This is a genomic window from Micromonospora sp. NBRC 110038 (assembly GCF_020884815.1).
Taxonomy (GTDB): domain Bacteria; phylum Actinomycetota; class Actinomycetes; order Mycobacteriales; family Micromonosporaceae; genus Micromonospora; species Micromonospora haikouensis.
In genome coordinates this window covers 100292-113776 of record NZ_BBOL01000003.1, presented here as the reverse complement: position 1 = coordinate 113776, position 13485 = coordinate 100292, and the positions used below count along the sequence as shown (strand labels likewise).

Genomic DNA, 13485 nt, shown 5'->3' with positions numbered 1-13485 from the left:
GATACGCACCACGCACCACGCCGCGACGATCGACCAATGCTGTGGAGGACCGGTGGCCCAGCCGACCACGCCCGACGCCCCGACGCCGAACGGCAGCGCGCCGCCCTCGCCCCCGCCCGCCGCCGCGCCGCCGACGAGCACACCGGCGCAGGACGCGACGCTGCTGGAGAAGGCGCTGTTCGAGATCAAGCGGGTGATCGTCGGGCAGGACCGGATGGTCGAGCGGATGTTCGTGGCGCTGCTCGCCCGGGGCCACTGCCTGCTGGAGGGCGTCCCCGGGGTGGCGAAGACCCTGGCCGTGGAGACCCTCGCCCGGGTGGTCGGCGGGTCCTTCGCCCGGGTGCAGTTCACCCCGGACCTGGTGCCCGCCGACATCATGGGCACCCGGATCTACCGGCAGTCCAGCGAGAAGTTCGACGTCGAGCTGGGCCCGGTGTTCGTCAACTTCCTGCTCGCCGACGAGATCAACCGTGCCCCGGCGAAGGTGCAGTCCGCCCTGCTGGAGGTGATGAGCGAGCGGCAGGTGTCCATCGGCGGGCAGACCCATCCGGTGCCCGACCCGTTCCTCGTGATGGCCACGCAGAACCCGATCGAGCAGGAGGGCGTCTACCCGCTGCCCGAGGCGCAGCGGGACCGCTTCCTCATGAAGATCGTCGTCGGTTACCCGACCGACGCCGAGGAGCGGGAGATCGTCTACCGGATGGGCGTGGCCCCGCCGGAGCCGGCGCGGGTCTTCGACACCGCCGACCTGATCGCCCTGCAACGCAAGGCCGACCAGGTCTTCGTGCACAACGCGCTGGTCGACTACGCGGTGCGGCTGGTGCTGGCCACGCGTACCCCCGCGGAGCACGGCATGCCCGACGTCGCGCAACTGATCCAGTACGGCGCCAGCCCCCGGGCCTCGCTCGGCCTGGTGCGGGCGACCCGGGCGCTGGCGCTGCTGCGCGGCCGCGACTACGCCCTGCCGCAGGACGTGCAGGACATCGCGCCGGACATCCTGCGCCACCGGCTGGTGCTCAGCTACGACGCGCTCGCCGACGACGTGCCGGCCGACCACGTCGTGCACCGGGTGATGTCGACGATCCCGCTGCCGTCGGTGGCCCCGCGCCAGCAGGCCACCCCGGGCGGCGCGCCGCCGGCCGCCGCCGGGTGGCCCGGGCAGCGGCCGTGACCCCAGCCGACCCCCACCCCTCCTCGGGTACGCGCACGGCACTCTCGCCCGCCGGCGCCCCCCGCAGCGAGGCGGTGCTGTCCCGACTCCAGTTGCTGGTCACCCGCAAGCTCGACGGCCTGCTCCAGGGCGACTACGCCGGCCTGCTGCCCGGCCCCGGCAGCGAGGCGGGGGAGTCGCGCGAGTACCGCCCCGGCGACGACGTACGCCGGATGGACTGGCCGGTGACCGCCCGCACGACGATGCCGCACGTGCGACGCACGGTGGCCGACCGGGAGCTGGAGACGTGGCTCGCCGTGGACCTGTCGGCGAGCCTCGACTTCGGCACCGGCCGGTGGCTCAAGCGGGACGTCGTGGTGGCCGCCGCCGCCGCGCTGGCCCACCTGACCGTGCGCGGCGGCAACCGGATCGGGGCGGTGGTCGGCAGCGGCGCGGACCCGCAGGCCCCGACCGGCCGCCGGCGTGGCGCGGTGCCCCCGCCCGGCCCGGGGCGGCTGGTGCGGTTGCCCGCCCGGGGCGGGCGCCGGGAGACGCAGGGCCTGCTGCGGGCGATCGCCGGCACCGAGATCCGGCCCGGGCGCAGCGACCTGGGCGCGCTGGTCGACGCGCTGAACCGGCCGCCCCGCCGCCGCGGCGTCGCGGTGGTGATCTCCGACTTCCTCGCGCCGCCGCAGCAGTGGGCGCGGCCCCTGCGCAAGCTGCGGGTCCGGCACGACGTGCTGGCGATCGAGGTGGTCGACCCGCGTGAGCTGGAGCTGCCCGACGTGGGCGTGCTGCCGGTGGTCGACCCGGAGACCGGCGAGCTGCACGAGGTGCAGACCGCCGACCCCCGGCTGCGCCGCCGGTACGCCGACGCCGCGACCGCCCAGCGGGCGGAGATCGCCGCGCAGCTGCGCGGGGCCGGCGCGGCCCACCTGCGACTTCGCACCGACACCGACTGGCTGCTCGACATGGTGCGCTTCGTCGCCGCGCAGCGGCACGCGCGCACCCGGGGGACGACACGATGATCCGTTTTCTGCAACCGTGGTGGCTGCTGGCCGTGCTGCCGGCGCTCGCCCTCGCCGCGCTGTACGTGTGGCGGCAGCGCCGCCGCCGGGCGTACGCGATGCGGTTCACCAACGTGGACCTGCTGCGCACCCTCGCGCCGAAGGGGCTGGGCTGGCGGCGGCACGTGCCGGCCGTGGCGTTCCTGCTCTGCCTGCTGGTGCTGGCCACGGCGCTGGCCCGGCCGGCGATCGACACCCGGGAGCCGCTGGAGCGGGCCACCGTCATGCTGGCGATCGACGTGTCGCTGTCGATGCAGGCCGACGACGTCGCGCCGAACCGGCTGGAGGCCGCCCAGGAGGCGGCCAAGCAGTTCGTCGGTGAGCTGCCGCAGACCTACAACCTCGGTCTCGTCTCGTTCGCGAAGGCGGCGAACGTGCTGGTCCCGCCGACGAAGGACCGGGACGCGGTGACCGCCGCGATCGACGGGCTGGTGCTGGCCGAGGCGACCGCGACCGGCGAGGCGGTCTTCACCTGCCTGGAGGCGATCCGGTCGGTGCCGGCCGACGGCGCGGCGGGCATCCCACCGGCCCGGATCGTGCTGCTCTCCGACGGGTTCCGCACCTCGGGGCGGTCGGTGGAGGAGGCGGCGGCGGCTGCGCAGGCGGCCAACGTGCCGGTCTCCACCATCGCGTTCGGCACCGACGACGGGCAGGTCGACATCGGCGGTCAGTTGCAGCGGGTGCCGGTGGACCGGATGGCGCTGGCCGAGCTGGCCGAGACGACCGAGGGCTACTTCTACGAGGCCGCCTCGGTCAGCGAGCTGAAGCAGGTCTACCAGGACATGGGCAGCTCGATCGGGTTCCGCACCGAGCCGCGCGAGATCACCCAGTGGTACGCCGGTCTGGCCCTGTTGCTGGCGCTGTGCGCGGGCGCCACCAGCCTGCTCTGGACGTCCCGGCTGATCTGAGGCCGGGCGGGACGGCCCGCCCGGGACGGCCCCGGCGCGACCGCCGCGCCGGGGCTGCCGGCCCGGTGGCCGGTGGCCGGTGCGTGGCCCTGAGCGCGGTGGCCTGGTGCGCGGCCACCGCCGCCGGGCGGGGTTTCCGTGGCGGCGCGGTCAGTGGCCGGCGCTGGCCAGCACGAAGACGACGGCCACCCAGACGGCGGCGAGGGTGAAGCCCAGCGGGGCGACGTAACGGCTCATGAGAAGGCTCCGGTGGCGACTTGGACGGTCCACGCTGGCGTGGTGGACCGCGAGGGAAGGCGGGGCGCGCACACGAAGTCGTGACCGGGTGCCCCCTCCCCGTCCTGGGCGGACGGCGCTGCCCGGTCGCCACCTTCGGCCGGGGGCCGAAGGCACCACCCTCGGTCGAGGGCCGAGGGGCGGGCGGTGCGGAAGGAGCGGAGCTGGGTCAGCTCACCTGCTGAGTCGTGGCTCAGCGGGGCTGACGTTCGGCCCGGCCACGACTGGGAGGATCGCTATCTCGCACAGCGATCACCTCCTGCGGTCGGCCTGGCTCGGAACGCGGATCATCGTACATGCGGTGACGGCGCGGCCCGTACTCGGCCGGACGGTCGGTGAGCCCCGCAACCCGGTGCCACGCAAGGGCTGTGGCCGCTGCGCGACCCACCGCTGTCAACAGGGGCACCCTCTACCTCCGAAAGCGATGACAGGGAGCCCTTCCTTGCGCCGGGTCCGCGTGGCGCGGGGGTGCGTTAGCGCTTACCTGCCGGTAACGCCTAGGCTCCGGACCGACGTGGATCAGCTGAGCAAGAGGGGGACCCGTGGCCCGTACCGTGCTGGTGACCGGCGGCAACCGGGGGATCGGCCTGGCCATCGCGCAGGCGTTCGCCAAGCAGGGTGACCGGGTGGCGATCACGCACCGTAGCGGCGACGCGCCCGAGGGGCTGTTCGGCGTCGTCTGCGACGTGACCGACTCCGCCTCCGTCGACGCGGCCTTCACCGCCGTCGAGGCCGAGCTGGGCCCGGTGGAGGTGCTGGTCGCCAACGCCGGCATCACCGACGACACGCTGATCATGCGCATGTCGGAGGAGCAGTTCACCCGGGTCCTGGACACCAACCTCACCGGCGCGTTCCGCTGCGCCAGCCGGGCGTCCAAGAAGATGCTCCGCGCCCGGTGGGGCCGCATGATCTTCATCTCCTCGGTCGTCGGCCTCTACGGCGGCCCCGGGCAGGTCAACTACGCGGCGAGCAAGGCCGGCCTGGTCGGCGTGGCCCGCTCGATCACCCGGGAGCTGGGCGGGCGCAACATCACCGCCAACGTCGTCGCGCCCGGCTTCATCGACACCGACATGACCGCCGCGCTGCCCGAGGAGCGGCGGGCGGAGTACGTGAAGGCCATCCCGGCCGGCCGGCTCGCCGCGCCCGAGGAGGTGGCCGCGGTGGTCACCTGGCTGGCCTCGGACGCCGCCGGCTACGTCACCGGCGCCGTGATCCCGGTCGACGGCGGCCTCGGCATGGGCCACTGACCGGCCCCGCCCGGGTCGTCGACGCCGCCACCGCGCCCACCGCACGAATCCCAACGGAGGAACTCGCACATGTCCGGACTGCTGGCCGGTAAGCGGCTGCTGGTCACCGGCGTCATCACCGACGCCTCGATCGCCTTCTCCGTGGCGAAGCTCGCCCAGGAGAACGGCGCGCAGGTCGTGCTCACCGGCTTCGGCCGGCTCTCCCTGGTCGAGCGGATCGCCCGGCGGCTGCCCGAGCCGGCCCCGGTGATCGAGCTGGACGTGACCAACACCGAGCACCTCGCCGGCCTGGCCGACAAGGTCCGGGAGCACGTCGACGGCCTCGACGGGGTGGTGCACTCGATCGGGTTCGCGCCGCAGAGCTGCCTCGGCGGCGGCTTCCTCGACGCGCCGTGGGAGGACGTGGCCACCGCCCTGCACGTCTCGACGTACTCCTACAAGTCGCTGGCCATGGCGGCGCTGCCGCTGATGTCGCCGGGCGGCGCGGTGGTCGGGCTCACCTTCGACGCCACCAAGGCGTGGCCGGTCTACGACTGGATGGGCGTGGCCAAGGCCGGGCTGGAGTCGGCGTCGCGCTACCTGGCGCTGCACCTGGGCAAGCAGGGCATCCGCAGCAACCTGGTCGCCGCCGGGCCGCTGCGCACCATGGCCGCGAAGTCGATCCCCGGCTTCGTCCAGTTCGAGGACGCCTGGTCCGCGCGGGCACCGCTGGGCTGGGACCTCACCGACCAGGCACCGGCGGCGCGCGCCTGCCTGGCGCTGCTGTCGGACTGGTTCCCGGCGACCACCGGCGAGATCGTCCACGTCGACGGCGGCTACCACGCCCTCGGCGCCGCCTGAGGCGCAAGGACGAACGGGCCGGGGCGCCCCGGCGCAGCATGCGCCGCCGGCCCGTTCGCCCGGCCCCCTGTTAACGCATCCGGTACAGCAGGGGCCCCTTCTTAACGCCGGGGACCGGGGGACCTTACCGCCGGGACCAGGGGGCGTCGCAGGACCGTCGCCGGGCGCGGGGAAGAATGGGCCCATGGTGTACGACGCGTTGGTGCTGGTCTCCTTCGGTGGCCCCGAGCGGCCCGAGGACGTGCTGCCCTTCCTGCAGAACGTGACGCGGGGGCGCGGCGTGCCCCCGGAGCGGCTGGCGGAGGTCGCCGAGCACTACCTGCACTTCGGCGGGGTCTCCCCGATCAACCAGCAGTGCCGGGACCTGCTCGCGGCGATCCGGGCGGACTTCGCCGCCCACGGCGTCGACCTGCCCGTCTACTGGGGCAACCGCAACTGGGACCCGATGCTCGCCGACACCGTGGCGCGGATGCGCGACGACGGTGTCACCCGGGCCCTGGCCTTCGTGACCAGCGCGTACGGCGGCTACTCGTCCTGCCGGCAATACCAGGAGGACATCGCCGCCGCCCGGGCCGCCGTCGGCCCCGACGCCCCGGTGATCGAGAAGCTGCGCCAGTTCTGGGATCATCCCGGCTTCGTCGAGCCGCACGCCGACGCGGTGCGCGCGGCGCTGGGCCAGCTCGACCCGGCGAAGCGGGCCACCACCCGGCTGGTGTTCACCGCCCACTCGATCCCCACCTCGGCGGCCGCGAACGCCGGCCCGCACGGCGGCCGGTACGAGGCGCAGCTCGCCGAGACCGCCCGCCTGGTGCACGCGTCCGCCGCGCCCGACCTGCCGTACGACCTGGTGTGGCAGAGCCGGTCGGGCCCGCCGCACGTACCGTGGCTGGAGCCGGACGTCAACGACCACCTCGCCGCCCTCGCCGAGGCCGGGACCACCGGCGTGGTGGTGAGTCCGATCGGGTTCGTCTCCGACCACCTGGAGGTGGTCTGGGACCTCGACACCGAGGCGCTGGAGACCGCCAAGCGGCTCGGCCTGGAGTTCGCCCGGGCCGGCACCCCGGGCACCGACCCGCGCTTCGTGGCGATGGTGCGCGAGCTGGTCGCCGAGCGCACGGAGCCCGGCGGCGAGCGGCTGCGCCGCCGCCTCGGCGAGCTGCCGCTGTGGGACACCTGCCCCACGGTGTGCTGCGTGCCGGCCCGCCGCCCCTGACCCCGGGTCCCCCCGGTCCTGCCCCGCCACCCGACACCCCCTGGGACGACGAATGTACGAACGCAAGCCGGTGCAGAGCTGGCTGACAGACATGGACGGCGTGCTGGTGCACGAGGGCCAGCCGGTGCCCGGCGCGCCGGAGTTCATCAACAAGCTGCGCTCCTCCGGCAAGCCGTTCCTGATCCTCACCAACAACTCGATCTACACGCCGCGCGACCTGCAGGCGCGGCTGACCCGGATGGGCTTCGAGGTGCCCGAGCACGCGCTGTGGACGGCGGCGCTGGCCACCGCCCAGTTCCTCGCCGACCAGCGGCCGGGCGGCACCGCGTACGTGATCGGGGAGGCCGGGCTGACCACGGCCCTGCACGCCGTCGGGTACGTGCTGACCGACTTCGCCCCGGACTACGTGGTGCTGGGGGAGACCCGCACGTACAGCTTCGAGGCGATCACCAAGGCGGTCCGCCTGATCAACGACGGGGCCCGGTTCATCTGCACCAACCCGGACGTGACCGGCCCGTCGGTGGAGGGGGCGCTGCCGGCGGCCGGCTCGGTCGCGGCGATGATCTCGAAGGCGACCGGGGTCGAGCCGTACTTCGTCGGCAAGCCGAACCCGATGATGATGCGGTCGGCGCTCAACACGATCAACGCGCACTCCGAGTCGACGGCGATGATCGGCGACCGGATGGACACCGATGTCCTGTGCGGCCTGGAGGCCGGGCTGGAGACGATCCTCGTGCTGACCGGGATCAGCACCCGCACGGAGGCGGAGCGGTATCCGTACCGGCCGTCGCGGATCGTCGGCTCGGTGGCGGACCTGATGGACGAGATCTGACCCGAGCCCGCCCGACGAGGGCGGGACCGGTCAGGGGCGCAGCGGGGCGTTGCAGGCGGCGACGAGGGCCTGCCGGCAGGCCGTGGTGAGCGGGCGCAGCGCCGCGTCGCGCTGCTGGGCCTCGTAGTTGTTGACCGCCCCGCCGGGCGCGCTGTGCCCGGCCAGCGCCAGCACCCGGTCGAGCACGGCGGCGCGGGCGAACAGCCGGCGCGCCCGCGGGTCGAAGCCCGGCGGCAGGTCGGTGGTGCCGTCGGGGCGGCGCAGCGCCTCCAGCGCGCCGGCCAGCTCCGGCCGCCACTGGGCGACGTCGAGCCGGGTCAGCGCGGCGGTGGTCTCGGCGAGCGCGGTGGCCAGCTCCGCCTCCGCCTCAGCGGCGCCGGGCGAGCCGAGTGACGCGGCGGGGGCGTCGGCGGGCAGCGGGTAGCACCGCCACAGCACCGTCTCCCACGTCATCCCCGAGCCGGAGGTGTGCGTGCGGACCTCCGGGATCACCCCGATCGCCCCGGCGACGACCGCCTCGCCGGTGAGCAGCGCCGCGCCGCTGAAGTCGCCCGGCCCGGGCAGCCCCCGGGGGTCGCCCGGCACGGGCAGCACCAGCCGGATCTCGTCGGGCGAGAGCTTCGCCAGGGCGGGCAGCGCGTCGCGCAGCGGGACGTCGGTCCAGGTGCCGGGGGCGTCGGCGACGAGGTGCTCCTCGTCGCCGGCGATCTCCTCGGCGACCTCGTCGTACGGTACGAGCCCGGCGCGCCACGCGCGTACCCAGGCAACGAACCGGCTCGACCGGCGCGGCGCAACCTTGACCGCGCCCGTGGCGGGGGAGGACATGCAAGAGAGGGTACGTGGTGCGCGCCGTCCGTGTCTCGACTGCGGCTTGCCCGGCGCCCCCTGCCCCCGCCTACCCCCTACCGCCCGGCGCGTCCCGCCGCCGGCGCGTCCGTCCGGTTTCCCTGCCCACTCCGGTGATCGGCGCACCCCACTGCCATGATCGGCGCGGCTGCCGCGCCGCCGGGCGCGACGGGGGTTAGCGTGGCGGGCATGGTGGGGCGCTACGGCGAGGACGTGTTGGCGGGCGACTGGCGGCGGCGCAGGGTCGTGCCCGAGGTGGACGCGGAGGCCGACCTCGTGGTCGAGGACGCCGACTCCGGGTTCTGCGGCGCGGTCGTCGGGTTCGAGTCCGGCGCGGTGGTGCTGGAGGACCGGCACGGCCGGCGGCGCAACTTCCCGCTGTTGCCGGCGGCGTTCCTGCTCGACGGGAAGCCGGTGACGCTGCGCCGCCCGGCCCGGTCGCCGGTGCCGGCCGCCCGGCGGCGCACCGCGTCGGGCTCGATCGCCGTGGCCGGCGTGCGGGCGCAGGTCGCCAAGGCCAGCCGGATCTGGGTCGAGGGCGTGCACGACGCCGCCCTGGTGGAGCGGATCTGGGGCGACGACCTGCGGATCGAGGGCGTGGTGGTGGAGCCGCTGGACGGCATCGACGACCTCGACGCGCGGGTCCGCGACTTCGGGCCGGGGCCGACCCGGCGGCTCGGGGTGCTCGTCGACCACCTGGTGCCCGGCTCCAAGGAGAGCCGGATCGTGGCCCAGGTGACGTCTGCGCACGTGCTGGTCACCGGGCATCCGTACGTCGACGTGTGGCAGGCGGTGAAACCGGCCGCGCTGGGCATCGCGGCGTGGCCGGTGGTGCCACGGGGACGGCCGTGGAAGGAGGGGGTCTGCGCCGCCCTCGGGGTCGCCGCGCCCGCCGACATGTGGCGGCACATCCTGTCCCGGGTGGACAGCTTCGCCGACGTGGAGACCCCGCTGATCAACGCGATGGAACGGCTGATCGACTTCGTCACCGAACCCTCGGCCTGAGGCCGGGTCACCGGCCCCTCGGCCTGAGCCCGCCCGCCGGTCGGGGCGGGCCCGGGCCGGTGCGCCGGGTCAGGGCTCCTCGTCGGGGGTGCGGGTCAGCAGGAACGTGGCCACGTCGAGGGCCACCGCCCGGCCGGCGTCGTCGCGGACCACGGTGAGCAGCTCGCCGTCCTGCTCGCCCGAGCGGCCCCGCCAGCGGTCCGGCCCCTCCGGGGTGAACCGCAGCACCGGCTCGCCGGCCGGCGGGCTGGCCCACAGGTCGCCGGTGGCCGGGTCGGCGCGGAACTCGAACTCCCCGCCCATCCACCACCAGCGGCCGGTCAGCTCCGCCACGTCGGCCGCGGGCGGGGCGGTGGCCGGCAGCCACGGCGCGACGGGCTCCGGCAGCGCGTCCAGCACGGTGGTGAGCACCTCCCGGGCGAGCGCGCCGAGGTGGCCGACGCGCAGCCCGTACGAGTTTGCGAAGCCGACCACGGCGGTGCGGGCGGGCCGGTGCACGGCCAGCGCGGCGACGTACCCGGGCATGGAGCCGCCGTGCCCGACGTGCACCCGCTCGCCGACGCGGTACAACTCCAGCCCGAGGCCGTGCCCGCTGGTCCAGCCCTGCGGGTCGCTCATCGTCACCGTCGCGCACATCTCGGTGAGCGTGTCCGGGTGCAGCAGCGCCGAATCGGGGTCGGCCAGGAACGCCGCCCAGCGGCCGAGGTCGGTGACGGTGGACCAGAGCTGCCCGGCCGGCGCCATCGCCCCGGTGTCGGTGCGCGGCTCCTCGCGCAGCGTGTCGTGCCACGGGTGCACCACGTAGCCCCGGGCGAACGGCTCGACGGGGTCGTAGGTGGTGCGGGTCATGCCCAGCGGCTCCAGCAGCCGCGCCCGCAGCAGGTCGCGCCACGGCGTGCCGGTGACGGCCTCCAGCGCGCCGCCGAGCAGCCCGTACGCCAGGTTGGAGTAGTGGTAGACCCGGTGCGGCGGGTACGCGATCTTGCGCCCGTCGACCCCGGCCAGCACGGCCGCCAGGTCGCCGACGTCGACCCGTTCCCACCACGGGCCGGCGGGCTCGCGTTGCAGGCCGCTGGCGTGGCCGAGGAGCTGGCGCAGGGTGAGCTGGCCGACGCCGGTGCCCGGCAGGTGCCGTTCCAGGGGGTCGTCGAGGGCGAGCGCGCCGGCGTCGCGCTGCTGCATGATCAGCACGGCGGTCATGGTCTTGGTGATCGAGCCGAGCCGGTACTGCCGGTCGGCGTCGGGGCGGGGGTGCTCCCCGGCGGCGGCGACGTGGGTCAGCTCACCGTCGCGCACCACGCCGAGCACGAGCGAGGGGGCGCGCCCCTCGGACTGGGCGCGGGCGACCCGGGCGTCGACGCGGCGGGCGGTCTCGGGCGGCAGCGACACAGGTTCCTCCAGCTCTCGGGGCGGTTCCGCCGGGCTTCGCGGGGGCGGTCCCGCCGAGCCTACTGATCTTGCCGACGGGCCGCGCGTGCTTTGACGTGTCACCCTTGGGGGGTGGACGCGGTGTTCTGGGTCGTACTGGGTGTGGTGTTGGCGGTCGCCGAGATCTTCACGACGACGCTGTTCCTGATCATGTTCGCGGTCGGCGCGTTCGCCGCCGCGGGCGCGGCGGCCCTGGGCGCCCCGACCGCCGTGCAGGCCGTGGTCTTCGCGGTGGTCTCCGCGCTCACGGTGGCGGTGGCGCGGCCGGCGATCCGCCGGCACGCCCGCTCCACGTCCGACGGCGCCGAGCCGATCGGCCTGGCGGCGATCGAGGGTTCCACCGCGCTGGTGCTGGAACGGGTCGACGCCGAGCAGGGCCTCGTCAAGATCGACGGCGAGCTGTGGAGCGCCCGGTCGTACGACGCGACGCAGAGTTTCGACCCCGGTCGGCGGGTACGGGTGATCAAGGTCCAGGGCGCGACGGCCCTGGTGTGGGATGACGACGTTTCCACCTCGGGCGAGCTGCCCGAAGCGAGAGGGTGAAGGGTATGGAGTTTGTGTCGGTGCTGTTGATCGCCGTGGCGTTGATCGCCATGGTGACCCTGATCAAGGCGGTGCGGATCGTGCCGCAGCAGCGCCAGGACGTGGTGGAGCGGCTCGGCAGGTACAAGCGCACCCTCAACCCGGGCCTGAACCTGCTGGTGCCGTTCATCGACGCGGTGCGCACCAAGGTCGACATGCGGGAGCAGGTGGTCAGCTTCCCGCCCCAGCCGGTGATCACCTCCGACAACCTGGTGGTCTCGATCGACACGGTGCTCTACTTCAAGGTCGTCGACTCGGTCCGGGCCACGTACGAGATCTCGAACTTCCTCCAGGCCATCGAGCAGCTCACCGTCACGACGCTGCGTAACGTGATCGGCTCGCTGGACCTGGAGCGGGCGCTGACCAGCCGGGAGGAGATCAACCGGCACCTGTCGGGCGTGCTGGACGAGACGACCGGCCGGTGGGGCATCAAGGTCACCCGGGTGGAGATCAAGGCGATCGAGCCGCCGCCGAGCATCCGCGACTCGATGGAGAAGCAGATGCGCGCCGAGCGGGACCGTCGTGCCGCGATCCTGAACGCCGAGGGGCACAAGCAGTCGCAGATCCTCACCGCCGAGGGTGAGAAGCAGGCGGCGGTGCTGCGCGCCGACGGTGACCGGCAGGCCCGCATCCTCCAGGCGGAGGGCCAGGCGAAGGCGATCCGCACGGTCTTCGACGCGATCCACCAGGCCAACCCGAGCCAGAAGGTGCTCGCCTACCAATACCTCCAGGCCCTCCCGCAGATCGCCAACGGCACGGCGAACAAGGTCTGGATCGTCCCGGCGGAGCTGACCAAGGCCCTGGAGGGGATGGGCGGCGCGCTGGGCGGGCTGAGCCAGATGGTCGGCGACGCGCCGACGCCGGAGGCGGCCGGCAGCGCGAGCGAGGTGGAGCGCGAGGCCGCCGAGGCCGCGCAGGCGGCGGCCGCCGCCGCCCAGCAGATCCACGACGAGGTACGCGTCGCCGAGGCGCAGGCCACCGGCGGGAAGGCCCCGCAGGGCCTACCGGCCCCGGAGCCGGTCTCCCCGGCGAGCCTGCTGACCGACCCGGCCGACCAGCGCGAACGGGGCTGACGGCCGGCGCTCGCGTCGCCCGCCCGTCCGCCGGGCGGGAATGCGAATAATCCTCATGCGGCGCTCCGGTGCCTGACACGATCGGTCCGACAGGACGGGTCGTGACCAGGACCGGGGCGCCGCGGCGCGTCCCGCCCCGCCGACGAGCGCAGCGAGGTGTCGCATGAAGGATCCGCTGGACAAGTTCCTCTCCCGGCCGCCGGTGCCCGGCGCACACGACCCGGCCGGTCCGCTCGGCACCCGCCGCACGGGCGGCGGGTTCGGGGTGCTGCCGTTCGTCACCGAGCCGGGCCCGGCCGCCCCCGCCACCAACGCCACCTGGGCCTGGTCGCTGCGCCGCTTCGGCCGCGCGGCGGTCTGGCTCCTGCCGGCGTACGCGCTGCTCTACGGCGCCGTCGCGATGGCCAGCGACGGCGGCGTCGGCAACGACCCGTACCCGGCCGACGGCGGTCAGCTCTACCTCGTCGGCTGGGTCGCCGCCGTCTGGCTCGGCCTGCTGGCCCTGCTGGCCCTGACCGGGCTGCTCGCCGCCACCCGCAGCCGCCGGGTGGCCGCCGCGGGCCTGCTGGCCAGCATCGCCGGCACCGTGCTCATGCTGCCCTTCGCCGGGCTCGCCGAGCAGGCCCCCGTCTTCGGCACCACCGCCCGCACGCTCGTCCTGGTCGGTGCCACCTGCTACACGGCCGGCTGGTTCCTCACCGGCTGGGCGGTGGCCCGCTCCGGCATGTTCAGCCTCGGCGACGGCACGATGATGATGATCGCCGCCCCGCTGCTCGGCATCGGTGGCGCGCTGGTCGGCTCGGTGCAGACCTTCGGGGCGATCTTCGTGCTGGTCGCGGGGATCGGCATCGGCTACCGGTCCGGTCGGCTCGTGCCCGCCGCCATCGCCCGGGACGCCGCCAGCGCCAGCGTCGCGACGGCGACCGGCCCTGGGCTGGGGCCGGCGGGCGGCCCGGCCTCCGGCACCGGGTCGGCCGGCGGCCCGCTCGCCGCCGGCTGACCGGTCGTCGGCTGCCAG

The 13485-nt window shown here is 74.7% G+C and carries 13 protein-coding genes; 11 read left to right on the top strand and 2 right to left on the bottom strand.

Annotated elements, in window-relative coordinates:
- Nucleotides 1-52 precede the first annotated feature (52 nt).
- The 7 genes from LPU61_RS12205 to LPU61_RS12175 all read left to right on the top strand — a co-directional run bounded on the left by LPU61_RS12205 (nt 53) and on the right by LPU61_RS12175 (nt 7533).
- Nucleotides 53-1171, top strand: a complete 1119-nt coding sequence (locus LPU61_RS12205) for a MoxR family ATPase (RefSeq protein WP_229404974.1) — start codon at nt 53-55, stop codon at nt 1169-1171.
- On the top strand, nt 1150-2178 hold the full coding sequence (locus LPU61_RS12200; protein WP_043967612.1) for a DUF58 domain-containing protein: 1029 nt from the start codon (nt 1150-1152) through the stop codon (nt 2176-2178). The genes LPU61_RS12205 and LPU61_RS12200 overlap by 22 nt, the downstream gene beginning before the upstream one ends.
- Complete coding sequence (locus LPU61_RS12195; RefSeq protein ID WP_043967613.1) at nt 2175-3125, top strand: VWA domain-containing protein; 951 nt, start codon at nt 2175-2177, stop codon at nt 3123-3125. Before LPU61_RS12200 ends, LPU61_RS12195 begins: the two co-directional genes overlap by 4 nt.
- A gap of 818 nt (nt 3126-3943) precedes the next feature.
- Complete coding sequence (fabG, locus tag LPU61_RS12190; protein ID WP_043967618.1) at nt 3944-4648, top strand: beta-ketoacyl-ACP reductase; 705 nt, start codon at nt 3944-3946, stop codon at nt 4646-4648.
- A gap of 69 nt (nt 4649-4717) precedes the next feature.
- Nucleotides 4718-5488, top strand: coding sequence for an enoyl-ACP reductase FabI (fabI, locus tag LPU61_RS12185; protein WP_043967620.1), 771 nt, complete (start codon nt 4718-4720; stop codon nt 5486-5488).
- Nucleotides 5489-5672: 184 nt separating this feature from the next.
- On the top strand, nt 5673-6701 hold the full coding sequence (locus LPU61_RS12180; RefSeq protein ID WP_043967622.1) for a ferrochelatase: 1029 nt from the start codon (nt 5673-5675) through the stop codon (nt 6699-6701).
- Between the two features lie 52 nt (nt 6702-6753).
- On the top strand, nt 6754-7533 hold the full coding sequence (locus tag LPU61_RS12175) for an HAD-IIA family hydrolase (protein WP_043967624.1): 780 nt from the start codon (nt 6754-6756) through the stop codon (nt 7531-7533).
- Between the two features lie 30 nt (nt 7534-7563).
- Here the strand turns inward: LPU61_RS12175 and LPU61_RS12170 are convergent, their stop codons facing one another.
- Nucleotides 7564-8358, bottom strand: a complete 795-nt coding sequence (locus tag LPU61_RS12170; RefSeq protein WP_229404973.1) for a hypothetical protein — start codon at nt 8356-8358, stop codon at nt 7564-7566.
- Between the two features lie 210 nt (nt 8359-8568).
- Here LPU61_RS12170 and LPU61_RS12165 point away from each other — a divergent pair, with 210 nt between their 5' ends.
- Nucleotides 8569-9384, top strand: a complete 816-nt coding sequence (locus LPU61_RS12165; RefSeq protein ID WP_043967629.1) for a DUF3097 domain-containing protein — start codon at nt 8569-8571, stop codon at nt 9382-9384.
- 69 nt (nt 9385-9453) lie between these two features.
- Here the strand turns inward: LPU61_RS12165 and LPU61_RS12160 are convergent, their stop codons facing one another.
- Nucleotides 9454-10773, bottom strand: a complete 1320-nt coding sequence (locus LPU61_RS12160) for a serine hydrolase (RefSeq protein WP_043967632.1) — start codon at nt 10771-10773, stop codon at nt 9454-9456.
- 111 nt (nt 10774-10884) lie between these two features.
- Between LPU61_RS12160 and LPU61_RS12155 the strand changes: the two genes are divergently transcribed.
- The 3 genes from LPU61_RS12155 to LPU61_RS12145 all read left to right on the top strand — a co-directional run bounded on the left by LPU61_RS12155 (nt 10885) and on the right by LPU61_RS12145 (nt 13467).
- Nucleotides 10885-11355: an NfeD family protein gene (locus LPU61_RS12155; RefSeq protein WP_077939230.1), complete on the top strand. Its 471-nt coding sequence runs from the start codon at nt 10885-10887 to the stop codon at nt 11353-11355.
- Between the two features lie 5 nt (nt 11356-11360).
- On the top strand, nt 11361-12467 hold the full coding sequence (locus tag LPU61_RS12150) for an SPFH domain-containing protein (RefSeq protein WP_043967635.1): 1107 nt from the start codon (nt 11361-11363) through the stop codon (nt 12465-12467).
- Between the two features lie 163 nt (nt 12468-12630).
- Nucleotides 12631-13467, top strand: coding sequence for a hypothetical protein (locus tag LPU61_RS12145; protein ID WP_229404972.1), 837 nt, complete (start codon nt 12631-12633; stop codon nt 13465-13467).
- The last annotated feature ends 18 nt before the right edge of the window (nt 13468-13485 follow it).